This is a genomic window from Escherichia sp. WS3227_2 (genome assembly GCF_046486495.1).
Taxonomy (GTDB): domain Bacteria; phylum Pseudomonadota; class Gammaproteobacteria; order Enterobacterales; family Enterobacteriaceae; genus Escherichia; species Escherichia coli.
The window spans coordinates 293,649-319,467 of record NZ_JBJQLG010000004.1; the positions used below are offsets into that span (position 1 = coordinate 293,649).

The following is a 25,819-nucleotide window of genomic DNA, read 5'->3' on the forward strand; positions in this document are numbered from 1 at the left end:
GATTGCCCTTCTCCAGGGCTAACTGTTAAATAGCAATCCTCTGTGAGTTTTTATCAATCTACTCCCCTATACTTTAGTAAACCTCTGTATACTTGTCCAGTTGTTTCATGCGTGTTTTTCAAACACCATATGCACCACATTTCCGCCATGCTCGAGAGAATCCATATAGTCGGCATACCATTGAAGCATCTCCCGCCTTCCATCCAGATATTGCGCATGGTTGTATGTGCCACGAATTGAGTTCTTATCAACGTGAGCGAGCTGCGTTTCTATCCACGCGGTGTTATAGCCCTGCTCATGCAAAATCGTACTCATAGTGTGCCGGAACCCATGACCAGTTACACGTCCAGCGTAGCCAATGCGCTTAAACACTTGGTTTATGCTGGCCTCGCTCATTGTTTTCCTTGGATCATTGCGCCCGGGAAACATAAGAGGGTAATTGCCTGTTATTTCTCTAATCTTCCCAATAAGCGAAAGAGCCTGCTCAGACAATGGCACAATATGAGGCCGCCGCATTTTCATACGTGAAGCGGGTATCTCCCAGATAGCCTTGTTGAAATCAATTTCATCCCATAATGCGCCACGTAGTTCGCCAGTCCGCAAGCCGGTGATAATCAGTAGACGAGCCGCCATAACAACCAATGCGCTTCCTGAGTAACTGGACAATGCCTTGAAAAAATCAGGTAATTCTTTGGCTGTAAGGAAAGGGTAATGATTAGATTCATGGCCTTGCATCGCGCTAGTAAGGTCTGGTGCAGGGTTATACTCTGCGCGACCAGTGACTATTGCATAGCGGAAAACTTCCCCGCACCGTTGCCTCACTTTTTTGGCTTTTTCTGTAGCACCGCGCCCCTCGATGCGACGCAGCACATTCAGAAGTTCAAGTGGTTTGATTTCGGCGATGGGTTTTTTGCCAATGTAAGGGAACACATCTTTGTTGAAGGCTTCGAGGATGTCTGAAGCATAACCATCAGACCATTTTTTTAATTTGCTGCTGTGCCACTCAAGGGCAATATCTTTGAAGGTGTTGTTTAACTGCGTTTCCCGGGCAATCTTTTCCTCTCGTTTCGCTTCCATCGGATCGATACCACCAGCGATACCTCTTTTCGCATCTTCACGTTTTGCCCGAGCATCGGCTAGAGTAACCTCAGGATACACACCTAGTGCCAATAGCTTCTCTTTACCAGCTACACGATATTTAAGTCGCCAGTATTTACCTCCATTAGGTTTTACCAAGAGATACAAACCGCCACCATCGGTCAGCTTGTAAGCCTTCTCTTTTGGCTTGGCTGTGTCTATTTGACGGGCATTGAGTTTCACTTGGGGGTACCTCCACTAAACCGAACAGCAAATACCCCCATAAGTACCCCCATCTGACCGTAGATTTTGAGGGACTTTAGTAGACGTCAAAAGACGAACGGGGCTTTAATACGCGGATTATAAGGGGTTTTGAAAGACTTTAGTAGACTTGGGGAGATGTTTGAATGGTGCCGATAATAGGAGTCGAACCTACGACCTTCGCATTACGAATGCGCTGCTCTACCAACTGAGCTATATCGGCCCTGAAAGGACATGTTCACGAACGTGAATCACGGTGGACAAGGTTAAAACTAACCGGGCGATGCGTCAATGGCCTTGTGAATCAAATGGCTACTTTTGCATCACCCGGTTTTATTTACGCACGAATGGTGTAATCACCAATGCCGATCCACTTGTAAGTGGTCAGCGCTTCCAGCCCCATTGGGCCACGCGCGTGGAGTTTTTGTGTGCTTACCGCCACTTCCGCGCCCAGTCCAAACTGGCCGCCGTCGGTAAAACGCGTAGAGGCGTTAACGTAAACAGCGGATGAATCTACTTCATTAACAAAACGCTGGGCGTTGCGCATATCGCGGGTCAGGATCGCATCGGAGTGTTGTGTGCCGTGTTCACGAATATGGGCGATGGCATCGTCAAGATCGCTGACGATTTTGACGTTCAAATCTAATGACAGAAACTCATCGTCATACTCTTCAGCTTTAACAGCAACCACCTTCGCGGGACCTGCCTGCAATTGCGTCAGTGCGGTAGCATCGGCGTGTAACGTCACACCGCTTTCAGCCATCTGTTTGCTTAACACAGGCAGGAAGCTATCGGCGATGTTTTTATTCACCAGCAACGTTTCAACCGTATTACATGTGCTCGGACGCTGGGTTTTCGCGTTGACGATTACTTTCAGGGCTTCAGCGATCTCTGCACTTTCATCAACATAAATATGGCATACGCCTATACCACCTGTGATCACCGGGATCGTCGACTGTTCGCGGCACAGTTTATGCAGGCCAGCGCCACCACGCGGGATCAGCATGTCGATGTATTTATCCATACGCAGCATTTCACTGACCAGCGCGCGGTCAGGATTATCAATCGCCTGTACTGCGCCTGCCGGTAAATCGCAGGATTTCAGGGCGTCCTGAATCACCGCCACCGTTGCAGCGTTAGTGCGACAGGTTTCTTTGCCACCACGCAGGATCACTGCGTTACCGGTTTTCAGGCACAGCGAAGCGACATCAACCGTCACGTTCGGCCGCGCTTCATAAATCACGCCAATCACACCCAGCGGCACGCGACGGCGCTCCAGACGCAGGCCACTGTCCAGCACGCCACCATCGATTACCTGCCCCACCGGATCGGCGAGGTTGCACACCTGGCGCACATCATCGGCAATGCCTTTCAGCCGTGCGGGCGTCAGTGCCAGACGGTCAATCATCGCTTCGCTAAGGCCATTGGCACGCGCGTCAGCAACATCCTGGGCGTTAGCGTTGAGGATGATTTCGCTCTGTGCTTCCAGTTCATCGGCGATTTTTTCCAGCACGCGATTTTTTTCGCGGCTGGAGAGTTGCGCTAATTTATACGAGGCTTGCTTCGCGGCAATGCCCATTTGTTCCAGCATCAGCCTGCTCCTTAACGGGTAATCATGTCATCACGGTGAACGGCAACCGGGCCATATTCATATCCCAGTATTGCATCAATTTCTTGCGAGTGGTGTCCGGCAATGCGGCGTAATGCATCGCTGTTGTAACGACTGACGCCGTGGGCGATATCGCGACCTTCGAGGTTGCAAATGCGGATGACTTCACCACGCGAGAAATTGCCAGTTACGCTCTTAATGCCTTTCGGCAACAGGGAGCTGCCGCGTTCAAGAATGGCGGCGGTTGCCCCTTCATCTACCGTGATTTCACCCGCAGGTGGTGCACCGAAAATCCAGCGTTTACGGTTTTCAAGCGGAGTCGCCTGGGCATGGAACAGCGTACCGACGGAAATGCCTTCCATCACATCACCAATAACGCCCGGCTTGCTGCCCGCGGCAATAATGGTGTCGATACCCGCACGGCAAGCCACGTCTGCGGCCTGCAATTTGGTACTCATGCCGCCAGTTCCGAGGCCTGAAACGCTGTCGCCAGCAATCGCGCGCAGTGCGTCATCAATGCCGTAAACATCTTTAATCAGTTCTGCCTGCGGATTGCTGCGCGGGTCAGCGGTATACAAACCTTTTTGATCGGTCAGCAGCAACAGTTTATCGGCACCCGCCAGAATCGCCGCCAGCGCAGAAAGATTGTCGTTATCGCCGACCTTAATCTCTGCAGTAGCGACAGCATCGTTCTCATTGATTACCGGAACGATATTGTTATCGAGCAACGCACGCAGGGTGTCGCGGGCGTTCAGGAAGCGTTCACGGTCTTCCATATCAGCACGGGTCAGCAGCATTTGCCCGACGTGAATGCCATAAATAGAAAACAGCTGTTCCCACAGTTGAATCAGTCGACTCTGCCCTACCGCCGCCAGCAGTTGTTTCGAGGCGATAGTCGCTGGCAGTTCCGGGTAACCCAGGTGCTCACGTCCGGCGGCGATCGCGCCCGACGTCACAATAACAATCCGATGCCCGGCGGCATGTAACTGCGCGCACTGGCGAACAAGTTCAACGATATGGGCACGGTTCAGACGGCGCGATCCGCCTGTTAGCACACTGGTGCCGAGTTTTACCACCAGCGTCTGGCTGTCACTCATGATTCTCTGCCATTCAATTTTAGGAAAAATGATATCAAACGAACGTTTTAGCAGGACTGTCGTCGGTTGCCAACCATCTGCGAGCAAAGCATGGCGTTTTGTTGCGCGGGATCAGCAAGCGTAGCGGCAGTTGTTTACGCTTTTATTACAGATTTAATAAATTACCACATTTTAAGAATATTATTAATCTGTAATATATCTTTAACAATCTCAGGTTAAAAACTTTCCTGTTTTCAACGGGACTCTCCCGCTGAATATTCGCGCGTTAATTAAAATCAGGAATGAAAATGAAAAAGAGCACTCTGGCATTAGTGGTGATGGGCATTGTGGCATCTGCATCCGTACAGGCCGCAGAAATATATAACAAAGACGGTAATAAACTGGATGTCTATGGCAAAGTTAAAGCCATGCATTATATGAGTGATAATGACAGTAAAGATGGCGACCAGAGTTATATCCGTTTTGGTTTTAAAGGCGAAACACAAATTAACGATCAATTGACCGGTTATGGTCGCTGGGAAGCAGAGTTTGCCGGTAATAAAGCAGAGAGTGATACTGCACAGCAAAAAACACGTCTCGCTTTTGCCGGGTTGAAATATAAAGATTTGGGTTCTTTCGATTATGGTCGTAACCTGGGCGCGCTGTATGACGTGGAAGCCTGGACCGATATGTTCCCGGAATTTGGTGGCGACTCCTCCGCACAGACCGACAACTTTATGACCAAACGTGCCAGCGGTCTGGCGACGTATAGGAACACCGACTTCTTCGGCGTTATCGATGGTCTGAACTTAACCCTGCAATATCAAGGGAAAAACGAAAACCGCGACGTTAAAAAGCAAAACGGCGATGGCTTCGGCACGTCATTGACATATGACTTTGGTGGCAGCGATTTCGCCATCAGTGGAGCCTATACCAACTCTGATCGCACCAACGAGCAGAACCTGCAAAGCCGTGGCACAGGCAAGCGTGCAGAAGCATGGGCAACAGGTCTGAAATACGATGCCAATAATATTTATCTGGCAACTTTCTATTCTGAAACACGCAAAATGACGCCAATAACTGGCGGCTTTGCCAATAAGACACAGAACTTTGAAGCGGTCGCCCAATACCAGTTTGACTTTGGTCTACGTCCGTCGCTGGGTTATGTCTTATCGAAAGGGAAAGATATTGAAGGCATCGGTGATGAAGATCTGGTCAATTATATCGATGTTGGTGCTACGTATTATTTCAACAAAAATATGTCGGCATTTGTTGATTATAAAATAAACCAACTGGATAGCGATAATAAGCTGAACATCAATAATGATGATATTGTCGCGGTTGGCATGACCTATCAGTTTTAATGGATATTGCCGGATGTGATGCATCCGGCACATTTCACTCACGCCGTTAACTTCACCGGTTCATCACGAAAATCATCCGCCGGTTCCAGCTTCAGATTCAGCGTCGCCAGCAGCTCACGCAGCTTCTCATGAAACTCACGCAGGGTGTGCTCCAGTCGTTCAACCACTTCAGTGTCTTTTACCGGAACACTCGTCCAGTCGCCTGCTTTATCGAACAGACCAAACTGGTAACTGTAGGTAAAACGGGATTCCTGCGCTTCCAGTTCCATCCACCAGCCCCAGAACTCACGCACTTCCGGTGCCGGTTTCACGTTGACGCATACAGCCAGACAATCGAAAAAGAATCGATTATCTTCGCACTTACCTTCACGAATATACGGGCCTAGTGCGGTAAATTTTTTGATCAATCTGCTCTTCGGGTGTCCACTCGGTAACGTCATTGCAATCTCCTGTTGTGATGCAACTGTTTTACCAAATTGGTAAAATTTAGCAAATTTTTAACACAATCGTTTTTCGATCCAGTCGGTGATTTCCTGAAGACCTTTGTCAAAATTCCGATACACTGGGTTAAATGGGATCTCTAATAATTTACCGTCAGCAGATGATGAGGTGATTAAGCGTGAGTCCTCTTCCGGGCTGAACGGATCGTTCTTCCAGTAGCCTGATAACATTGGCGTTGGGCAGCGACGTCCCAGCAATCCTTGCACTTTTAATGAATAGCGATTCAGCTCCACGCGCAACGCTTCGTCGGAAGCATCATGCATCCCCAAACGACTCGCCAGAACGTCAAGATACATTTCCGGCACCTGTTGCTGGCACTTAAAATCACTCAACAGGGTATGAACTACCGGACCAAGACAGGCAACCGCTTTCAGACGCGGCGATTCAAGGTATGCCAGACGTACGGCAACGTTAGCGCCGAAACGGAAACCAAAGGCCGCGACGCGAGTGTGATCTACCCACGGTACGTTAGGCAGCGCCTTTAAGACGTGCTGATGCAACAGGCTGGAGTCCTGGGTGAGCTTCCATTTTGAAGAAAAGCCCACCGACGGCATATCAATAGTCAGCATCGCAATGCCGCGCGGCGCAAAATAACGTTCATACAGGCTGTAATAGTCCGTCTGCATCGCATCCAGACCACCACACATTAATACTGTCGGGAACGGGCCATCCCCTTTCGGCATATGCAAAAAGCCGGTGATGGGCGCACCGCCGGGTACGGTAAACTCCATCTGCCGCATGGTGCCCGGCAGACGCTGGGCGGCCTCTTCATAGGCGCGGTTTGACAAAGCCTGCGCTTGCTCGGCCAGGTCATCTCCTTTCAGATGAGGATAGGCGGCAATGTTGTACAACGTAGCCGCATGCAGCCAGTGACGACCACTGAGTTGCGGATCTTCTTCCGCACAGGCTTTTTGTTGCCACACCATCGCCTGGGTAGCCCACTCATAAATCCAGTTGCCGCCGCGGTAGCCAATCACCGTATCGTATAAATCATCGTCGGTACGTTCGGCATCGCTCATCACAATACGTGCCTGGACGTCGAGGATTTCACGTGGGTCAATGCCGCGCCAGATCCACATCAGACGGTTAATCATGCGATACCAGTGAGGGATGGTTTTACCATCAAGGGCCGACTGCACAGGCGGTTGTGCGCCGTGATTAAAGCGGCGAACTAGCGTCGAGGTTTCAGGATGTTTAAAGCGGGGTTTGAACAGGGTTTCGCTCAGGTTTGCCTGTGTCATGGATGCAGCCTCCAGAATACTTACTGGAAACTATTGTAACCTGCCTGAAGTTAAAAAGAACAACGCCCGGCAGTGCCAGGCGTTGAAAAGATTAGCGACCGGAGATTGGCGGGACGAATACGACGCCCATATCCCACGGCTGTTCGATCCAGGTATCTTGCGGGATATCAACAACATAATCATCAACCAGCGGGCGACCGGCCGGTTTTGCGAAGATGGTGACAAAGTGCGCTTTTGGATACATTTCACGAATCGCAACCGCAGTACCACCGGTATCCACCAGGTCATCAATAACGATGAAGCCTTCGCCATCGCCTTCTGCACGTTTCAGCACTTTAAGCTCGCGCTGGTTGTCGTGATCGTAGCTGGAAATACAAACGGTATCGACATGACGAATACCCAGTTCACGCGCCAGTAACGCACCCGGTACCAGACCGCCACGGCTTACGGCAATAATGCCTTTCCATTGTTCAGAAGGCATCAGTCGGCTTGCGAGTTTACGTGCATGGATCTGCAACATGTCCCAGGTGACGATGTATTTTTCGCTCATGTGAAGTGTCCCAGCCTGTTTATCTACGGCTTAAAAAGTGTTCGAGGGGAAAATAGGTTGCGCGAGATTATAGAGATCTGGCGCACTAAAAACCAGTATTTCACATGAGTCCGCGTCTTTTTACGCACTGCCTCTCCCTGACGCGGGATAAAGTGGTATTCTCAAACATATCTCGCAAGCCTGTCTTGTGTTGACAACATTTTCTGCTAACCCTGTGACCTGCAATACTGTTTTGCGGGTGATCGACAAGGAGACTTAACGTGTCTGAACTGTCTCAATTATCTCCACAGCCGCTGTGGGATATTTTTGCCAAAATCTGTTCTATTCCTCACCCGTCCTATCATGAAGAGCAACTCGCTGAATACATTGTTGGTTGGGCAAAAGAGAAAGGTTTCCATGTCGAACGCGATCAGGTAGGTAATATCCTGATTCGTAAACCTGCTACCGCAGGTATGGAAAATCGTAAACCGGTCGTCTTGCAGGCCCACCTCGATATGGTGCCGCAGAAAAATAACGACACTGTGCATGACTTCACTAAAGATCCTATCCAGCCTTATATTGATGGCGAATGGGTTAAAGCGCGCGGCACCACGCTGGGTGCGGATAACGGCATTGGTATGGCGTCTGCGCTGGCGGTTCTGGCTGACGAAAACGTGGTTCACGGCCCGCTGGAAGTGCTGCTGACCATGACCGAAGAAGCCGGTATGGATGGTGCTTTTGGCTTACAGAGCAACTGGTTGCAGGCTGATATTCTGATTAACACCGACTCCGAAGAGGAAGGTGAAATCTACATGGGTTGCGCGGGGGGTATCGACTTTACCTCCAACCTGCATTTAGATCGTGAAGCGGTTCCAGCTGGCTTTGAAACCTTCAAGTTAACCTTAAAAGGCCTGAAAGGCGGTCACTCCGGCGGTGAAATCCACGTTGGCCTGGGTAATGCCAACAAACTGCTGGTGCGCTTCCTGGCGGGTCATGCGGAAGAGCTGGACCTGCGCCTTATCGATTTCAACGGTGGCACACTGCGTAACGCCATCCCGCGTGAAGCCTTTGCGACGATTGCTGTCGCAGCTGATAAAGTCGACGCACTGAAATCTCTGGTGAATACCTATCAGGAGATCCTGAAAAACGAGCTGGCAGAGAAAGAGAAAAATCTGGCATTGCTGCTGGACTCTGTTGCGAACGATAAAGCTGCCCTGATTGCGAAATCTCGCGATACCTTTATTCGTCTGCTGAACGCTACCCCGAACGGTGTGATCCGCAACTCCGACGTGGCAAAAGGTGTGGTCGAAACCTCCCTGAACGTCGGTGTGGTGACCATGACTGACAATAACGTAGAAATTCACTGCCTGATCCGTTCTCTGATCGACAGCGGTAAAGACTACGTGGTGAGCATGCTGGATTCGCTGGGTAAACTGGCTGGCGCGAAAACCGAAGCGAAAGGCGCGTATCCAGGCTGGCAGCCGGACGCTAATTCTCCGGTGATGCACCTGGTGCGTGAAACCTATCAGCGTCTGTTCAACAAGACGCCGAACATCCAGATTATCCACGCGGGCCTGGAATGTGGTCTGTTTAAAAAACCGTATCCGGAAATGGACATGGTTTCTATCGGGCCAACCATCACCGGTCCGCACTCTCCGGATGAGCAGGTTCATATCGAAAGCGTTGGTCATTACTGGACACTGCTGACTGAACTGCTGAAAGAAATTCCGGCGAAGTAATTATTTGATTTGCTGCCGGATGGCGTTTAATCGCCTTCCGGCAGTTTCATCCTTCATTATCCTTCGATAAAAGCCATCCCTGTAAATGTCCGTCGCGGGTTGCCACGTTCAATTTGATGATGGAACATTCGCCACTGCGATTTCAGCGCCGCGCTATTTTCCTGTTGCTGTTGTTCCAGCTTCCAGGCAATCAGCAATCGCGCCAGCCGCTTGTTAGCATGCCCAGAAACCAGTTTTTGCGCCCATGATGAGGCCGATACGGACTCGGACAAATCCACTGAATAGTGCCGCACCAACTTTCGCTTAATGCCCATGCGTTATCGCCATCCAGAGAAATCAGCGCCGAACGCAGCGTGTCAGAGTAGCGGCCCGTTTCTGTTTCCAGCACCGTTACCGCGACGTCTTGCCGGGTAAAAACGGCCTGCGGAGAAGAACGCTGCGCCAATCGGGTAGCCGCGTCCGGGGTGTAAATCTGGCATCCCTACTACGCGCTGCATGTTGGGTAAATTTGCCGTGGTGTGTAATTGTTGGATCGCTAAACTCTCGATCCACAGGCCATCAGATGCGATGGTAAATACCGCATCGGATAAGGGACGAATAGATTTGCCCATGTACCATCCCATTTATACTCGTCATACTTCAAGTTGCATGTACTGCGACTCGAATTATTTAGAGTATATAAATATAAAAATCAGGAAATGGCAGACGAATCCAGGGCAAGAAAAAAGAATTAATCCTGGAAAGGTCTGCAAAGAGTCATTGATAAAGGATTTGTCATGATTTACCTCCTTGCAGTTTGTGGAATAAGAAAACGCGCACATACCAGGCGGGTGTTATTTTCATTGCAAGCTGAATTTAATGTTGCGGTTTATATCGCATAGAAAAATTAGTAAACCACGCTCCCCTGCATTCAACGCGCTGCTGCTTAACTGTCTGAAAACCATAACGTTCAAAAAAGGGTTTTGCGGTTATGCTTGCGTCCACCGTAAGTTCGGATTCAGACTTAATCAAAGGTTTTAACAAAGCGCTGGCAACCCCACGGCGGGTGTATTCAGGGTCAACAAATAACATATCGATATAGTGTTCAATGCGGGAAATAAAACCAACCGGTTGTGCATTAATGATCGCAACCCATACTTGTGATTTCGCGAGTTTCTCCTTCCAGCGAGATTCGTCAATCTGCGCCCAGGCGGCAATTTGTTGTGGTGAATAATGCTGACTGGCGGTCATCGTAACCGCTCTAAGGAAAATAGCGCATAGTTGCTGAAAATCGCCAGGCTGATAGTTTCTTATTTGTATGTTATTCATAATATAAATTCAAAAACGCATGCGAAACGCTTCTGCCATTTTCCCAATTTTATGCATTTGGTTGTTATCTCGAGCCAGTTTATGAGGTTCAGGTTTCAGAATGGCAATGAGCAACCATGCTTGCTCATCAAACGCACCCTGACAATATACCAAATGCGCTTCGTCATTCGTTCTGCTGAATTGGCGCAACTGTGGCGGAAATGGATTATTCACATTTGCCAGATGAATATGAGCAACTCGCTCAAATTTGATTAATGGCCAGGTAAACGAGTCGTCGTAGAGTGCATCGCGACCAAATATATCTGGCAAAACACCGTCACGCTTATAGGAAATAAAATCCGCCGTTAACGCATCAAGTTCCTCTGCTGTAAGTTGCAGGCAAATAAGTTTTGTTTTGAATACCCGCATCCTTATTCCTTAAAGTCATTGAAATCATCATCCGTCATATCATTAAGATATTGTTCAGCGCGGCGTGTAATTTCCTCTAATCTTGCGGCACTCGGACGGAAGCGCGCCTTAACCAGTTTTTTCTCCTCTTGTTCAGCAAGCATGTCCATTAACGCTTCGAATGCGCTGGCACTTAAGAGATATCCTGCGGGGCGATTATTAGAAAGAACCGCAACCGGTTGATCAATAAAGTATTTAGCTGGGTTTTTACGTAACTCAGTGATATTGACCGATTTTTCAGCGAGAATTCGATGCATACAGTGATCCCCTCATAATAATGCACACCAGAATAGACATAATAGTATACATCATAATCCCAGCACCAGTTGTCTTTCCATTTGAGGGTCAAGCAACGTCACATGCAGCCCCACCAGTCGCACACCGCGCCCGCCGCGGCGTTCATCCCAGGTTTTACGCGCGGTGGCGATTAGATCAGCTTTATTCAGCCGCGGCCAGACGTGCTCCTGAGTGGTTTGCTGAAAATCATCAAACTTTAATTTCACCCCCTGGCGAGCAATCAGTAAATCAGGTTTCACCTTTGCCAGACGGCGTTCAAGTTCCGGATACAGCCGCTCGATAATCGCTTCACATTCAGACCAGTGATGAATATCTTCCGCCATCGTGCGTTCCACGCCGACGGATTTTCGCAACCGTTCGCTGTTAACATCGCGTTCGTCAATCCCCTGACTACGCTCCCACAAAATGCGGCCAAATTTGCCAAAGCGTTTAAGCAGCATCACCAGATCACACTTTTGTACATCACCGCAGGTCCGCAGCCCCATCGCTTCCAGTTTTGCCGCCGAGACTTTGCCGACGCCGGGGATTTTTGCCAGTGGTAAGGTTTGTAAAAATGCCGGAACTTCTGCCGGCGTAATCACAAACTGGCCGTTGGGTTTATTCATGTCGGAGGCGATTTTGGCGAGAAACTTTACTGGTGCCACGCCCGCAGACGCCGTCAGTTGCAGCTCGCTGAAAATCGTCTGGCGGATTTCCTGGGCGATGAGGGTCGCAGAACCGTGGCAATGGACGCTATCAGTGACATCGAGATAGGCTTCATCCAGTGACAACGGTTCAATACGCGAGGTGTAGCGCGAGAAGATTTCACGGATATGATTTGAGGCTTCTTTGTAGGCGTCAAAGCGCCCCGGAAGCAAGGTGAGATGTGGGCATAATTTGAGCGCCATCCCTGTCGGCATAGCGCTACGTACGCCAAATTTACGCGCGGGATAATTGGCGGTGCTGATCACCCCCCGACGTTCGCGGCTGCCGCCAATAGCAATAGGGATATCGCGCAGGGCGGGATTGTCGCGCATCTCCACCGCTGCGAAAAAGCAGTCCATATCCACATGAATGATTTTACGCATTGCTCACCTCTCAACACTGGTAAAGTATACAGTGATTTCAGGGTTTGAGAAATGCGTAAAGATTCAGCATCTAGCGCGTTCGCTGCGAATGCACCTGCTGCTTATCCAGCTTTTGCACCAGCGGCTGCACCACTTTATCCCCATGCTGACCAAAGTATTGATACAGCGTATCGGACGCACTTTTGGTCAGCACCATAATCTCAATGCGTCGGTTGCCCGCGCTTTGCGGATTTTTCGCGTCCAGCAGCATCTGGTCCGCCATCGCGCTCACCTGCATCACTTTATCTTCCGGCATTCCGGCCTCTTCCAGCACCCGACGAGCCGAAAGCGCGCGATCGCCCGAAAGGTTCCAGTTGTTGTAGATATTGTTTTTGTAGGCCATCGCATCGGTATGCCCGGTAATAATAATTTTGTTATCGAGCGAGTCGAACACTGGCGCGAGCTCCACCAGCAAAGTTTTAAAGAACGGCATAATCTGTGCGCTGCCGCGTTCAAACATATTGCGGTTCTGGTCATCTTTAATCAGCACGCGCAGTCCCTGGGGAACAATCTCCATCTCCAGATTCGCTTCCATATGTGCATCACGGGCAATGGTGTTGATACTGGTCGCCAGCTCGCCAAGCTCAGTGGCTGATTTCTTCTTCAGCAGCGCCGTTTTCTCATTGACGTCACGCGCTTTTTTCTCCGTCTCTTCCGGCACCGCCACGGTGGCAGGTTTTGGCGGATGAGACGGGCTGATTTTATTTAACGGCGACAACCCGCCGCCATTGAAAATCGACTGCCCGTGCAGCGCGGCGATAATGCTTTCACGCTCGGATTTACTGACGCTGTTGACAATCAACTTTATCGTCGTCACCAAAGGGGCCGAGCGTATTTCCGAGGTTTCCGCCCGCTTTACCCTGGACGCGATGCCCGGCAAACAGATGGCGATTGACGCCGATCTTAACGCCGGGTTGATCAACCAGGCGCAGGCGCAAACACGGCGTAAAGATGTTGCCAGCGAGGCCGATTTCTACGGCGCGATGGACGGGGCATCGAAGTTTGTGCGTGGGGATGCCATAGCCGGGATGATGATTCTGGCGATCAACCTGATCGGCGGCGTCTGTATCGGGATCTTCAAATACAACCTGAGCGCCGACGCCGCCTTCCAGCAATATGTGCTGATGACCATCGGCGACGGCCTGGTGGCGCAGATCCCTTCCCTGCTGCTTTCCACCGCGGCGGCGATTATCGTCACCCGCGTCAGCGACAACGGCGATATCGCCCATGACGTGCGCCACCAGCTGCTGGCAAGCCCGTCGGTGCTCTACACCGCCACCGGGATCATGTTCGTACTGGCGGTGGTGCCGGGAATGCCGCATCTGCCGTTTTTGCTGTTCAGCGCCCTGCTTGGCTTTACCGGCTGGCGGATGAGCAAACGCCCGCAGGCGGCGGAGGCAGAAGAGAAAAGTCTCGAAACGCTGACCCGCACTATCACTGAAACCAGCGAGCAACAGGTCAGTTGGGAAACCATTCCGCTGATCGAGCCCATCAGCTTAAGCCTCGGCTACAAGCTGGTGGCGCTGGTCGATAAAGCCCAAGGTAACCCGCTCACCCAGCGGATTCGCGGCGTGCGGCAGGTGATTTCCGACGGCAACGGCGTGCTGCTGCCGGAGATCCGCATTCGGGAAAATTTCCGCCTCAAGCCCAGCCAGTACGCCATTTTCATCAACGGCATTAAGGCTGATGAAGCGGATATTCCGGCGGATAAACTGATGGCCCTGCCCTCCAGCGAAACCTACGGCGAGATAGACGGCGTATTGGGGAACGACCCGGCGTACGGGATGCCGGTCACCTGGATTCAGCCTGCGCAGAAAGCGAAGGCGCTGAATATGGGGTATCAGGTGATCGACAGCGCCAGCGTGATTGCCACCCATGTGAACAAGATTGTCCGCAGCTATATTCCTGATTTGTTTAACTATGACGATATTACTCAGCTGCATAACCGTTTGTCGTCGATGGCACCGCGACTGGCGGAAGATTTGAGCGCGGCGCTCAATTACAGCCAGTTGCTGAAAGTGTACCGGGCGCTACTGACTGAAGGCGTTTCCCTGCGCGATATCGTCACCATCGCCACCGTGCTGGTCGCCAGTAGCACAGTGACCAAAGATCATATTCTGCTGGCAGCTGATGTGCGCCTGGCGCTACGGCGCAGCATTACCCATCCGCTCGTTCGCAAGCAGGAGCTGACGGTGTATACGCTGAATAATGAGCTGGAAAATCTGCTGACCAACGTGGTGAATCAGGCGCAACAGGGCGGGAAAGTGATGCTCGACAGCGTACCGGTTGACCCGAATATGCTCAACCAGTTTCAGATCACGATGCCGCAGGTGAAGGAGCAGATGAAAGCGGCGGGGAAAGACCCGGTGCTGCTGGTGCCGCCGCAGTTGCGTCCTTTGCTGGCGCGCTATGCGAGATTGTTTGCGCCGGGGCTGCATGTGCTGTCGTATAACGAAGTGCCGGATGAGCTGGAGTTGAAGATTATGGGGGCGTTGAGTTGATTGAGGAATCTTTTCCATGCTTTGCAGCACCTGACACCATTAATTGACGTCACACTGCAAAGAGACTACGATGACACCATACAATGACGTCATGGATTGATAGTATGATTAAGGTCAGCGCGCTAGGCTCTCGTCATAGAAAAACATTCGACGATGTAATGACGGAGCCGCCAAAATCTGGAATTAAATGGGATGATGTTGTTGCACTCATTAAAGCTGTGGGTGGAACAATAAAAAATAACAACGGCTCCAGACGAAAATTTCAGATTGGAACGACCAAATTCAGCACACATGAGCCACATCCAAAGAATGTGATGGATAAAGGCGCAGTAGCAGGTCTTAAGGAGTGGTTTGTTAACTGTGTAGGGGTAGATTATGAATAAAGCATCGAACATTATCACAATTAAAGGTCAACCAGCCGCAGTGACATTTGAAGCCGATATCAACGCATTTCGCGGCAAGTTCCTCAATGTAAACGGTTATTGTGACTTTGTAGCCACAAGTATTGAGGCATTATATCGTGAAGGCGAAAGCGCGCTGGATGAGTGGATGGCGGATTGTGAAGAGGACGGTATTGCCCCTTTTCGTGAAGAAGAAGAGCAAAAACGCCTGACGCTTCGTGTTCCTCATCACATTGATTCGCGGCTGACCATCGTCGCCAGACAACATTCCATTTCAAAAAACCAGCTCATTGTTGATGTCTTAGAACGTGAGTTTTCAGCCCAGATGTAAACAGGTCGGATGCCGCGTGGCATCCGACCTTTTGCCAGTTCGTCAATATTACCCATTTACAAAATCGTCTCCTCCGTCAAAATCCGCCGCGCGCCTAAAAAATGATCCTGCCAGAAAGGTTCAGCTAACCGACTTACCCGAATGGTTTCCCCCGTGCGCGGCGACTCGATAAACTGACCGTCTCCCAGATACACGCCCATATGGTCGGCAATTTCACGGCTGTGAATATGGAAAAACAGCAAATCTCCCCGGCGCAGGTCGTTGTTCGCCACAATCGTTGCCCGATGGTAGTGATACATCTCATTGGCCGTGCGCGGGAGCTTCGCCTCGAGGATCTTGTTGTAGGCATAAAAAACCAACCCGCTACAGTCGAAGCCTTGATCGGGCCGCGTGCCGCCCCAGACGTAAGGCTTGCCAAGCTGCTGCTCCAGGCGGTGAATCGCCACTTCGGTGATGTTGTGTAGATGGTCGCTGCTTAAGAAATGGTTGTTCTCCGCCAGCGCCTGCCAGCGTCTGTCACTTGCCTTGAGCGGCGCAGGAAACCATTCTGGATGCTGTTTTATCTGTTCGCGGTTGTGCTGGCGCAGCGCCTTTCTGCTTTCGGCATTGCCTTCCACAATATAGCTGGCCTGTTTTTTCAGATGGGTTTGGTACTGTTTTAATAAACGCGCACGGTTTTGCATCCGCTGGCGGGCGGCGTAGCTGAATGAGATATGTGATGTGGTGGCGCTGGCGAGTAAAGGGAGCAAAACGCATAACGAAAACACGCCTGGATGCAGAAATCTGCCGAGCAAGAACGAAGACATGAAGGACATAAACCGGCTGAATGAAGGTGAGAATTTTAAAAGACCGGAGGAGTAAACGGGATTATTAATTGCTTATTTGCATATTACTATTGAGGTTTCATAATCTTAGGAAATAAATGATACATGCGCTTTTCGGACTATTGAAAACTGCCCCTGTGCTAAATTTGTAAACCCTGCGCCGACAGGCTTGCGTAAAACTCTTTTGGTGATAATGTGAGCCTTCCAAATCCAGACTATTCCGATTTGGGATCTATTTTGCCGTCCTGGCGTGTGTAACCGTTTTATCAAGGAATAAGCAGTATGCGTAAAATCGCATTAATTCTTGCGATGTTGTTGATCCCGTGCGTTTCGTTTGCCGGTTTGCTGGGCAGCAGTAGCTCGACCACGCCAGTGAGCAAAGAGTATAAGCAGCAGTTGATGGGATCCCCTGTCTACATCCAGATCTTCAAGGAAGAACGTACGCTCGATCTCTACGTCAAAATGGGCGAGCAATATCAACTGCTCGACAGCTATAAAATCTGTAAATATTCCGGCGGCTTGGGGCCAAAACAGCGTCAGGGCGATTTCAAAAGCCCGGAAGGGTTTTATAGCGTCCAGCGTAATCAGTTAAAACCAGACAGCCGTTACTACAAGGCGATTAATATTGGATTCCCCAATGCCTATGACCGTGCGCATGGTTATGAAGGGAAATATCTGATGATCCACGGCGATTGTGTTTCCATCGGCTGCTACGCGATGACCAATCAGGGTATTGATGAGATCTTCCAGTTCGTTACTGGTGCGCTGGTTTTTGGTCAGCCGAGCGTGCAAGTGAGTATTTACCCGTTCCGCATGACCGACGCCAATATGAAGCGCCATAAATATTCCAACTTTAAGGACTTCTGGGAGCAGCTGAAGCCGGGTTACGACTACTTTGAGCAAACCCGTAAGCCACCGACCGTTTCTGTGGTCAATGGTCGTTACGTGGTCAGCAAGCCGTTAAGCCACGAAGTTGTGCAGCCACAGCTGGCATCAAACTACACGCTCCCCGAGGCAAAATAAGCGCCATTCGCCTGGCATAATCTTTTGCCAGGTTTCATTGCCCGTCAGCGGCTGTGTCGCAATCACCGTGACCACATCATTCGGTGTGGTCTGCGAGCTGAAGTCGATTTCCACATCCTGATCCAGCAACGTTGCCACGCCAAACGGCGCGCGGCGGGTGATCCAGTGTAAATTAGTCGAGCAATACGCCATTACATAGCGCCCGTCAGAAAGCAGCATGTTGAAAACGCCCTTCTGCCGCAGTTCATCCGCCAGTGAGGCGATATATTTAAACACTGCCGCCATGTTGCCCGGTGTGCGCGGGTAACGCTGCGTTAATTTATGCAGGAGCCAGCAGAAGGCTTTTTCGCTGTCGGTTTCACCGACCGGGCGGAAGTTGCCGGTTTCCAGTGATTTATAGCCCGTCAGTTGCCCATTATGGGCATAAGTCCAGTTACGCCCCCATAACTCGCGGGTAAACGGGTGAGTATTTTCCAGCGCCACCTCGCCCCGATTCGCCTGGCGAATATGAGCCACCACCGAACAGGATTTTATCGGGTAGTCCTGGACAAGTTTGGCGATGGGGGAATTAAAGCTGGGTTGTGGATCTTTAAATGTGCGACAGCCTTTACCTTCGTAAAAGGTGATGCCCCAGCCATCTTTATGTGGCCCGGTTCCACCACCACGCTGTACAAGCCCGGTGAAACTAAAGCAGATATCGGTAGGGACGTTGGCGCTCATCCCGAGCAATTCGCACATGGGTAACCTCCACAACAGCGGGAGCACATGGCCCCCGGCGAAGATTGATTAAAAAGTACAAAGGTTCAGGCTGTTACCCTCACCCCGGCCCTCTCCCTGAAAGGGAGAGGGAGAAAAGACCTTACTTAACCATCTCTTTTTCAATTAACTGGATCAGGATATGGATCACTTTAATGTGGATCTCCTGAATGCGGTCGGCATAACCAAAGTGCGGAACACGAATTTCGATATCCGCTGTGCCAGCCATTTTACCGCCGTCTTTACCGGTCAGGGTGATCACTTTCATCCCCTTCTCACGCGCCGCCGCGATCGCTTTGATCACGTTTGCAGAGTTACCGGAGGTGGAGATCCCCAGCAGTACATCGCCTTCGCGACCTACCGCTTCAACGTAACGGGAGAAAATATCATTGAAACCAAAATCGTTACCGACGCAGGAAATATGACTAACGTCAGAAATGGCAATCGCCGGGTAGCCCGGACGGTTTTCACGGTAGCGACCGGTCAACTCTTCGGCAAAGTGCATAGCGTCGCAATGGGAGCCGCCGTTGCCGCAGGAAAGCACTTTGCCACCGGCTTTAAAGCTGTCTGCTAACAGGACCGCCGCGCGCTGAATGGCGTGAATATTGGCGTCATCTTTTAAAAAGTTAGCCAGCGTTTCCGCCGCTTCGTTCAGTTCGTTACGAATAAGATCCTGGTACATGAGGATATCCTTCAGCATAAATGTAATAGACAAAATGCAGTGTACCGGATACCGCCAAAAGCGAGAAGTACGGGCAGGTGCTATGACCAGGACTTTTTGACCTGAAGTGCGGATAAAAACAGCAACAATGTGAGCTTTGTTGTAATTATATTGTAAACACATTGCTAAATGTTTTTACATCCACTACAACCATATCATCACAAGTGGTCAGACCTCCTACAAGTAAGGGGCTTTTCGTTATGATGATTTTGAGTATTCTCGCTACGGTTGTCCTGCTCGGCGCGTTGTTCTATCACCGCGTGAGCTTATTTATCAGCAGTCTGATTTTGCTCGCCTGGACAGCCGCCCTCGGCGTTGCTGGTCTGTGGTCGGCGTGGGTACTGGTGCCTCTGGCCATTATCCTCGTGCCATTTAACTTTGCGCCTATGCGTAAGTCGATGATTTCCGCGCCGGTATTTCGCGGTTTCCGTAAGGTAATGCCGCCGATGTCGCGCACTGAGAAAGAAGCGATTGATGCGGGCACCACCTGGTGGGAGGGCGACTTGTTCCAGGGCAAGCCGGACTGGAAAAAGCTGCATAACTATCCGCAGCCGCGCCTGACCGCAGAAGAGCAAGCGTTTCTCGACGGCCCGGTAGAAGAAGCCTGCCGGATGGCGAATGATTTCCAGATTACTCATGAGCTGGCGGATCTGCCGCCGGAGTTGTGGGCGTACCTTAAAGAGCATCGTTTCTTCGCGATGATCATCAAAAAAGAGTACGGCGGGCTGGAGTTCTCGGCTTATGCCCAATCTCGTGTGCTGCAAAAACTCTCCGGCGTGAGCGGGATCCTGGCAATTACCGTCGGCGTGCCGAACTCATTAGGCCCGGGCGAGCTGCTGCAACATTACGGCACTGACGAGCAGAAAAATCACTATCTGCCGCGTCTGGCGCGTGGTCAGGAGATCCCTTGCTTTGCACTGACCAGCCCCGAAGCGGGTTCCGATGCGGGCGCGATTCCGGATACCGGGATTGTCTGCATGGGTGAATGGCAGGGCCAGCAGGTGCTGGGGATGCGTCTGACCTGGAACAAACGCTACATTACGCTCGCACCGATTGCGACCGTGCTTGGGCTGGCGTTTAAACTCTCCGACCCGGAGAAATTACTCGGCGGTGCAGAAGATTTAGGTATTACCTGTGCGCTGATCCCGACTACCACGCCGGGCGTGGAAATTGGTCGTCGCCACTTCCCGCTGAACGTACCGTTCCAGAACGGACCGACGCGCGGTAAAGATGTCTTCGTACCGATCGATTACATCATCGGCGGGCCGAAAATGGCCGGACAAGGCTGGCGGATGCTGGTGGAGTGCCTCTCGGTAGGCCGCGGCATCACCCTGCCTTCCAACTCAACCGGCGGTGTGAAATCGGTAGCGCTGGCAACGGGCGCGTATGCGCACATTCGCCGTCAGTTCAAAATCTCTATTGGTAAGATGGAAGGGATTGAAGAGCCGCTGGCGCGTATTGCCGGTAATGCCTATGTGATGGATGCTGCGGCGTCGCTGATTACCTACGGCATTATGCTCGGCGAAAAACCTGCCGTGCTGTCGGCTATCGTTAAGTATCACTGTACCCACCGTGGGCAGCAGTCGATTATTGATGCGATGGATATCACTGGTGGCAAAGGCATTATGCTCGGGCAGAGCAACTTCCTGGCGCGTGCTTACCAGGGCGCGCCGATTGCCATCACCGTTGAAGGGGCTAACATTCTGACCCGCAGCATGATGATCTTCGGACAAGGAGCGATTCGTTGCCATCCGTACGTGCTGGAAGAGATGGAAGCGGCGAAGAACAATGACGTCAACGCGTTCGATAAACTGCTGTTTAAACATATCGGTCACGTCGGTAGCAACAAAGTTCGCAGCTTCTGGCTGGGCCTGACGCGCGGTTTAACCAGCAGCACGCCAACCGGCGATGCCACTAAACGCTACTATCAGCATCTGAACCGCCTGAGCGCCAACCTCGCCCTGCTTTCTGATGTCTCGATGGCGGTGCTGGGCGGCAGCCTGAAACGTCGCGAGCGTATCTCGGCACGTCTGGGGGATATTTTAAGCCAGCTTTACCTCGCCTCTGCCGTTCTGAAGCGTTATGACGACGAAGGCCGTAATGAAGCCGACCTGCCGCTGGTGCACTGGGGCGTACAGGATGCGCTGTATCAGGCTGAACAGGCGATGGATGATTTACTGCAAAACTTCCCGAACCGCGTGGTTGCCGGGCTGCTGAATGTGGTGATCTTCCCGACCGGACGTCATTATCTGGCACCGTCTGACAAGCTGGATCATAAAGTGGCGAAGATTTTACAAGTGCCGAACGCCACTCGTTCACGTATTGGTCGCGGTCAGTACCTGACGCCAAGCGAGCATAACCCGGTTGGTTTACTGGAAGAGGCGCTAGTGGATGTGATTGCCGCCGACCCGATTCATCAGCGGATCTGTAAAGAGCTGGGTAAAAATCTGCCATTTACCCGTCTGGATGAACTGGCGCACAACGCGCTGGCGAAGGGGCTGATTGATAAAGATGAAGCCGCTATTCTGGTGAAAGCTGAAGAAAGCCGTCTGCGCAGTATTAACGTTGATGACTTTGATCCGGAAGAGCTGGCGACGAAGCCGGTAAAGTTGCCGGAGAAAGTGCGGAAAGTTGAAGCCGCGTAATTGAATAACGGAGCCGAAAGGCTCCGTTTCTTTATCCGCTAATTATTTAAAATTAAAGCCATCCGGATGGTTTTCCAGGCTGCCGGTCAACGCCGCGAACAGCACCGTTTTACCATCAATCGAAAGCGCATCGTTCACATTCAACCAGGTGAGTTTCTCTTGCGACGTTTTCTCATCAATAGTCGAGAACAGCCCCGTCATCTGATTAGATTTCTCGGACCACATCACAGCGATACGTTGCGAGCCACAGTCATGCGGTTTGCACGCGCTCATCACCTGATACGTCTCATCTCCCAACGTTACGGTTTGTGCAGGGGTATAAGTCCCGCCTTTCATCACCCAGGCAGGCAGCTTATGCCCTTGCACCATCTGATTAAACGCAGCTTTGGTGGTTTCGCCCTTTGCAAGGCTGCTAATGGTTAAATCATCCTGCGCCATTGCACTGGTGGCGATGACCAGAGCGGCGACTGTCGTTATTGCCTTAAACATCATTCCTCCCGAGCTTATCCTGCCCATGTTATTAACCTCCTAAAGCCTGGCGATAACACGATAATTTGCAAATCAGATATTTCCAATATCAGCATTTGTTATCAATTTATTCTGCGCTAAGGCAACTGCCTGATAAGGTGTTAGAGTTATAAAACCCTTCGCATAAAGGAGTTGTACACCGTGCCTGGTTTGAAGATTACGCTTTTGCAGCAACCACTGGTGTGGATGGATGGTCCTGCCAACCTGCGTCATTTTGATCGTCAACTGGAAGGTATTACCGGGCGCGATGTGATCGTTCTACCGGAGATGTTTACCAGCGGCTTTGCCATGGAAGCGGCAGCTTCGTCGCTAGCACAAGATGACGTAGTGAACTGGATGACAGCTAAAGCGCAGCAGTGCAATGCGCTGATTGCAGGCAGTGTTGCATTACAAACGGAGTCTGGTTCGGTTAACCGCTTTTTGCTGGTTGAGCCGGGCGGCACGGTACATTTTTATGATAAGCGTCATCTGTTCCGCATGGCAGATGAGCATCTGCATTATAAAGCGGGCAATGCGCGAGTGATTGTGGAATGGCGCGGCTGGCGTATTTTGCCGCTGGTGTGCTACGACTTACGTTTTCCGGTGTGGTCGCGCAATCTCAACGATTATGACCTCGCCCTGTACGTCGCCAACTGGCCTGCTCCGCGCTCTCTGCACTGGCAGGCATTGCTGACGGCCCGCGCGATTGAGAATCAGGCGTATGTGGCGGGATGCAATCGCGTCGGCAGCGATGGCAACGGCTGCCATTATCGTGGTGACAGCCGGGTGATTAATCCGCAAGGCGAGATTATCGCTACTGCCGACGCGCATCAGGCAACGCGCATTGATGCGGAGCTGTCGATGGTGGCGTTGCGGGAGTATAGAGAGAAATTTCCGGCATGGCGGGATGCGGATGAGTTTAGGTTGTGGTGAGTGGGGGTTGTGTTTAGGGCCGGGGGAGAGTCAGGGTAAGACTACGAAAGCCCGCTCCCCGCAAGGACTGATGCCAGGTAGTTTCTGTGAGTCTGTTTACCATTCTGTGTAAATGCCTTTCTCAGAAGTGACCGTCAAGGCGGTCACCGAATTCGATAATAAAGCCAGGGCAAGATTACGAAAGCCCGCTCCCTGCAAGGACTGACGCCAGGTAGTTTCTGTCCATGGCTGCTTTTCGCATCTTACGTCTTAACCCTGCCTTGAATACATTATCATTCGTTAAAATATTAATAGCGATGTGCCGTATCCCTGAAAATAATTCTGCTGCATTTCCTCTTCTTATTTTGCAGTCGTCTTCATTCATTACCACGTCCAGACGCCAGTGCAGCTTATTCTCCACGTGCCAGTGGTTTCGGATTGCTGTGGCGAACTTCTCTGCGGTTAAATCAGCAGAACTGATATAATCTCTGACCGTCATTTCTGGCTCTTTCTTTTGTTCTGCTATTATTGACCGAAAGGAGACTGCCACGCATAATTTCTTCAGACCTTTCCATTCAAACATGAAATCAATAAGTTCATCAAGGACATCGCAAACAATGTGAAGACGGATTTCTTCTCTGCCGTGACCCTTTTCACTAATTGCGTAACTCTCATGCTCTGGATTATTTAATTCTTTCAGCGGAAATTTTTCCTCGAAGGCTTTATTTAGCCGCCCCTGGTTTCCTTTTACAGCGAATAAATAATCACCGCCCTGTTTTTGTATCTTCTCCGCAATATCTTTCTGGCAACCCATCGCATCAGTTGTGATGATTTTTCCTTTAATATCCAGCATGTTAAGAAGTTCAGGGATAGCTGTGATCTCATTGGATTTCTCATCCGTCCTGATCTGTCCGATAACCAGACTGTGCATTGTTGAGAACGCACTAATGACATGAATCGCTCCCTTGCGGCGACTCTTGTCATAAGAATGCCGGAGTGTTTTTCCATCAATTGCGATGACGTCTTTATCATCTGAAGTATGGCAATCTCGCATCCAGTTAATAAAGCACTCGTGAAATTTTGCAGGACTGATACAGGATACAACTCTGGCGATGGTATCGTGAACAGGAATACCATTTTCAAAATCACCGTATTGTTTTAAAAAATCGAGATGTGTTTCCCCAAAATCCTCTATATCTTCCCAACCTTCCGCACCCGAAATAACGGCACAAATAGTCAACAGTAGAATATCCGATAATTTATTTTCCACTTTCCAGGCTTGTCTGTAATCGGGGATAATAGAAATATGTTCCATCAATTTTTTAAGCTCCATTTTGTTCTCCTTAATTATGTAAGGAGTATTTGATCATGTATAAGCAATAAAAAACAGCTTTAGGTAATGAGGAATATCTCAATTTTTAAACATAAAATGCGAATTACTTAGTACAAAAAAGCAGCGTTACGTGATCTTTCCCTGGTCCCTGTCCCGGATTGTAGTACCGGTGCCAGTTGTAGTGCAGTTCGGATTCGTCGTCATACTGCTAGCCCGGATGGCGGAGCAGTTGCTCTAGTCACTCAGAATATTGTAATAGTGATAGAGTGCAGTGCCGGTTTCAATATCCTAACGCTGGTCTTTTGCCTGTATTAACTGATTTAGCTGGTTTGCTACATATTAATGCCTTCAGATTTTCCCTTTCCTTGTCTGTGATACTGTCGCAAACCCTACTAGCCCATTCTACTTCACTCTTCTCCAGGCATTCTATTTTCTTATTGCTCATTGTTCTAATGTTTGGTGTTGCATCTCCATTTAATAACATCCATGTTTCATTTTTCTTCATAAAACATCTTCCATTATGTTCAAAGATATTAGGTGTGAATATATTATCAGAATCCCATGTTACGACTTGCTCGAGGGCTATATTATCTTGATAGTCCATGCCAGCATTATAATAATCACAAGATATAATTATCATGGAAATAATTATCACTAATATATTCCCAAGCATTTCCATTTACTTTACCTCTTGAAATTCAAATGGGAATCCAGTGAAAGGACCTTTAGGCATAATATATCTTTGATATCCATAAAGCTCACCGAGCACTTGTAGGCTTATAGGCGCATTTGTATTCATAGAGGGGTTGTTAAACCCGCACGCCTCAAAAATCATGTTCGTTCGGCTAAAACAATTATTTAAAACAGGAAGAGGCCCGAGGTTAATAGTTTTTAGTTTTTTATTAAGGTCTATTGCCTTATTCATCATACATTGTTCTTCTTCATCTGTTGTATCTATTATTCAAATCCAGGTATCTCTGCGGGGTTGCATCTTTTTAAAATAATCAGAGACAGAGGCTCCCATCTCATCCCCAGTTCCCGAACTCATTAATCCATATCGATTTGCCGCCGCAGCATGCCCAAAAGGATTATCAGGAACGGGGCCGTTACCTATTATCATAGTACTAAGCCCTAATGGATCAACGTGTTGCACTGGATTCAGCGGATATTGGTACAGATTCCATCCCCCCTTCAGCCCAATCGGGTCCTGGATGATATACCGCCCCTGCAACGGATCGTAGTACCGGTGACGGTTATAATACAGCCCCGACTCCTCATCGTGTTGCTGCCCTGGCAGACGGTACGGCTGG

Annotated in this window: 26 protein-coding genes, 1 tRNA gene and 3 pseudogenes; 8 read left to right on the forward strand and 22 right to left on the reverse strand. The window is 50.2% G+C overall.

Translation table 11 applies throughout. The features are described 5' to 3' along the window. Window positions 1-105: 105 nt before the first annotated feature. From ACJHXB_RS08130 to proB, 4 genes are all read right to left on the reverse strand, one after another. Entirely contained in the window at window positions 106-1,320 is a 1,215-nt protein-coding gene (locus tag ACJHXB_RS08130) for a tyrosine-type recombinase/integrase (protein WP_027661785.1), read from the reverse strand. 165 nt (window positions 1,321-1,485) lie between these two features. Further along, window positions 1,486-1,561: transfer RNA gene (locus ACJHXB_RS08135), tRNA-Thr, on the reverse strand. A 114-nt stretch (window positions 1,562-1,675) separates the two neighbouring features. Next, on the reverse strand, window positions 1,676-2,929 hold the full coding sequence (proA, locus tag ACJHXB_RS08140) for a glutamate-5-semialdehyde dehydrogenase (protein ID WP_000893262.1): 1,254 nt from the start codon (window positions 2,927-2,929) through the stop codon (window positions 1,676-1,678). An 11-nt stretch (window positions 2,930-2,940) separates the two neighbouring features. Next, complete coding sequence (gene proB / locus ACJHXB_RS08145; protein ID WP_001285288.1) at window positions 2,941-4,044, reverse strand: glutamate 5-kinase; 1,104 nt, start codon at window positions 4,042-4,044, stop codon at window positions 2,941-2,943. A 287-nt stretch (window positions 4,045-4,331) separates the two neighbouring features. Between proB and phoE the strand changes: the two genes are divergently transcribed. Then, complete coding sequence (gene phoE / locus ACJHXB_RS08150) at window positions 4,332-5,387, forward strand: phosphoporin PhoE (protein WP_000749881.1); 1,056 nt, start codon at window positions 4,332-4,334, stop codon at window positions 5,385-5,387. A 38-nt stretch (window positions 5,388-5,425) separates the two neighbouring features. Here phoE and crl read toward each other — a convergent pair whose 3' ends face one another. From crl to gpt, 3 genes are all read right to left on the reverse strand, one after another. Next, window positions 5,426-5,827: a sigma factor-binding protein Crl gene (gene crl, locus ACJHXB_RS08155; protein ID WP_000174682.1), complete on the reverse strand. Its 402-nt coding sequence runs from the start codon at window positions 5,825-5,827 to the stop codon at window positions 5,426-5,428. 57 nt (window positions 5,828-5,884) lie between these two features. Further along, a complete protein-coding gene (gene frsA / locus ACJHXB_RS08160) occupies window positions 5,885-7,129 on the reverse strand; it encodes an esterase FrsA (protein ID WP_000189541.1) in 1,245 nt (414 codons plus the stop codon). Window positions 7,130-7,220: 91 nt separating this feature from the next. Next, window positions 7,221-7,679, reverse strand: coding sequence for a xanthine phosphoribosyltransferase (gene gpt, locus ACJHXB_RS08165; protein ID WP_001291990.1), 459 nt, complete (start codon window positions 7,677-7,679; stop codon window positions 7,221-7,223). 260 nt (window positions 7,680-7,939) lie between these two features. Here gpt and pepD point away from each other — a divergent pair, with 260 nt between their 5' ends. Further along, window positions 7,940-9,397: a cytosol nonspecific dipeptidase gene (pepD, locus tag ACJHXB_RS08170; RefSeq protein ID WP_001293009.1), complete on the forward strand. Its 1,458-nt coding sequence runs from the start codon at window positions 7,940-7,942 to the stop codon at window positions 9,395-9,397. Between the two features lie 56 nt (window positions 9,398-9,453). Here pepD and prfH read toward each other — a convergent pair. The 7 genes and pseudogenes from prfH to lafU form a co-directional block, all read right to left on the reverse strand. Then, window positions 9,454-9,806: pseudogene (prfH, locus tag ACJHXB_RS08175) on the reverse strand (peptide chain release factor H); the annotation flags it as partial. Further along, a pseudogene (locus tag ACJHXB_RS08180) lies at window positions 9,802-10,008 on the reverse strand (RNA ligase RtcB family protein); the annotation flags it as partial. The pseudogenes ACJHXB_RS08180 and prfH, both read right to left, overlap by 5 nt. A gap of 244 nt (window positions 10,009-10,252) precedes the next feature. Further along, window positions 10,253-10,705: a GNAT family N-acetyltransferase gene (locus tag ACJHXB_RS08185; RefSeq protein ID WP_001059899.1), complete on the reverse strand. Its 453-nt coding sequence runs from the start codon at window positions 10,703-10,705 to the stop codon at window positions 10,253-10,255. Between the two features lie 9 nt (window positions 10,706-10,714). Continuing rightward, a complete protein-coding gene (yafO, locus tag ACJHXB_RS08190; protein ID WP_001263484.1) occupies window positions 10,715-11,113 on the reverse strand; it encodes a type II toxin-antitoxin system mRNA interferase toxin YafO in 399 nt (132 codons plus the stop codon). A 2-nt stretch (window positions 11,114-11,115) separates the two neighbouring features. After that, window positions 11,116-11,409, reverse strand: coding sequence for a type I toxin-antitoxin system antitoxin YafN (gene yafN, locus ACJHXB_RS08195; RefSeq protein ID WP_000554755.1), 294 nt, complete (start codon window positions 11,407-11,409; stop codon window positions 11,116-11,118). Window positions 11,410-11,460: 51 nt separating this feature from the next. Then, entirely contained in the window at window positions 11,461-12,516 is a 1,056-nt protein-coding gene (gene dinB / locus ACJHXB_RS08200; protein WP_001226183.1) for a DNA polymerase IV, read from the reverse strand. A gap of 70 nt (window positions 12,517-12,586) precedes the next feature. Beyond that, the gene (lafU, locus tag ACJHXB_RS08205; RefSeq protein WP_000207554.1) at window positions 12,587-13,372 is read right to left on the reverse strand and encodes a putative lateral flagellar export/assembly protein LafU; all 786 of its coding nucleotides are present in this window, start codon (window positions 13,370-13,372) and stop codon (window positions 12,587-12,589) included. Between lafU and ACJHXB_RS08210 the strand changes: the two are divergent. The 3 genes and pseudogenes from ACJHXB_RS08210 to ACJHXB_RS08220 all read left to right on the forward strand — a co-directional run. Continuing rightward, window positions 13,338-15,056, forward strand: a pseudogene (locus tag ACJHXB_RS08210) (flagellar biosynthesis protein FlhA); the annotation flags it as partial. The gene lafU and the pseudogene ACJHXB_RS08210 overlap by 35 nt on opposite strands. 104 nt (window positions 15,057-15,160) lie before the next feature. Then, on the forward strand, window positions 15,161-15,439 hold the full coding sequence (locus ACJHXB_RS08215; protein ID WP_000598760.1) for a type II toxin-antitoxin system HicA family toxin: 279 nt from the start codon (window positions 15,161-15,163) through the stop codon (window positions 15,437-15,439). Then, on the forward strand, window positions 15,432-15,788 hold the full coding sequence (locus tag ACJHXB_RS08220) for a type II toxin-antitoxin system HicB family antitoxin (protein WP_001030484.1): 357 nt from the start codon (window positions 15,432-15,434) through the stop codon (window positions 15,786-15,788). Before ACJHXB_RS08215 ends, ACJHXB_RS08220 begins: the two co-directional genes overlap by 8 nt. 56 nt (window positions 15,789-15,844) lie before the next feature. On the opposite strand, the gene ACJHXB_RS08225 is transcribed toward ACJHXB_RS08220, so the two are convergent. Beyond that, window positions 15,845-16,594: a C40 family peptidase gene (locus ACJHXB_RS08225; RefSeq protein WP_000093946.1), complete on the reverse strand. Its 750-nt coding sequence runs from the start codon at window positions 16,592-16,594 to the stop codon at window positions 15,845-15,847. A gap of 300 nt (window positions 16,595-16,894) precedes the next feature. On the opposite strand from ACJHXB_RS08225, the gene dpaA reads away from it, so the two are divergent. Continuing rightward, window positions 16,895-17,635 carry a peptidoglycan meso-diaminopimelic acid protein amidase gene (gene dpaA / locus ACJHXB_RS08230; protein WP_001225679.1) on the forward strand — a complete coding sequence of 247 codons (741 nt, stop codon included), beginning with the start codon at window positions 16,895-16,897 and terminating at the stop codon, window positions 17,633-17,635. Here the strand turns inward: dpaA and ACJHXB_RS08235 are convergent. Both ACJHXB_RS08235 and lpcA read right to left on the reverse strand, forming a co-directional pair. Further along, window positions 17,606-18,373 (reverse strand): class II glutamine amidotransferase, encoded by a 768-nt coding sequence (locus tag ACJHXB_RS08235; RefSeq protein WP_000333380.1) that lies wholly within the window; start codon window positions 18,371-18,373, stop codon window positions 17,606-17,608. The genes dpaA and ACJHXB_RS08235 overlap by 30 nt on opposite strands. A gap of 121 nt (window positions 18,374-18,494) precedes the next feature. Then, window positions 18,495-19,073 (reverse strand): D-sedoheptulose 7-phosphate isomerase, encoded by a 579-nt coding sequence (gene lpcA / locus ACJHXB_RS08240; protein WP_000284050.1) that lies wholly within the window; start codon window positions 19,071-19,073, stop codon window positions 18,495-18,497. A gap of 239 nt (window positions 19,074-19,312) precedes the next feature. Between lpcA and fadE the strand changes: the two genes are divergently transcribed. Beyond that, window positions 19,313-21,757, forward strand: coding sequence for an acyl-CoA dehydrogenase FadE (gene fadE, locus ACJHXB_RS08245; protein WP_000973094.1), 2,445 nt, complete (start codon window positions 19,313-19,315; stop codon window positions 21,755-21,757). Between the two features lie 42 nt (window positions 21,758-21,799). Here the strand turns inward: fadE and ivy are convergent, their stop codons facing one another. Beyond that, window positions 21,800-22,246, reverse strand: coding sequence for an Ivy family C-type lysozyme inhibitor (ivy, locus tag ACJHXB_RS08250; RefSeq protein ID WP_001308392.1), 447 nt, complete (start codon window positions 22,244-22,246; stop codon window positions 21,800-21,802). Between the two features lie 180 nt (window positions 22,247-22,426). Between ivy and yafV the strand changes: the two genes are divergently transcribed. Beyond that, window positions 22,427-23,197, forward strand: coding sequence for a 2-oxoglutaramate amidase (yafV, locus tag ACJHXB_RS08255; RefSeq protein WP_001118043.1), 771 nt, complete (start codon window positions 22,427-22,429; stop codon window positions 23,195-23,197). Window positions 23,198-23,372: 175 nt separating this feature from the next. Here the strand turns inward: yafV and ACJHXB_RS08260 are convergent, their stop codons facing one another. The 4 genes from ACJHXB_RS08260 to ACJHXB_RS08275 all read right to left on the reverse strand — a co-directional run. Continuing rightward, window positions 23,373-24,509 (reverse strand): ISAs1 family transposase, encoded by a 1,137-nt coding sequence (locus ACJHXB_RS08260; RefSeq protein ID WP_000420957.1) that lies wholly within the window; start codon window positions 24,507-24,509, stop codon window positions 23,373-23,375. 280 nt (window positions 24,510-24,789) lie between these two features. After that, window positions 24,790-25,188 (reverse strand): hypothetical protein, encoded by a 399-nt coding sequence (locus tag ACJHXB_RS08265; protein WP_000425547.1) that lies wholly within the window; start codon window positions 25,186-25,188, stop codon window positions 24,790-24,792. Beyond that, window positions 25,189-25,437, reverse strand: coding sequence for a hypothetical protein (locus ACJHXB_RS08270; protein ID WP_000981126.1), 249 nt, complete (start codon window positions 25,435-25,437; stop codon window positions 25,189-25,191). A 33-nt stretch (window positions 25,438-25,470) separates the two neighbouring features. Next, a partial coding sequence (locus ACJHXB_RS08275) for an RHS repeat-associated core domain-containing protein (RefSeq protein WP_175098489.1) occupies window positions 25,471-25,819 on the reverse strand: 349 nt, incomplete at its 5' end.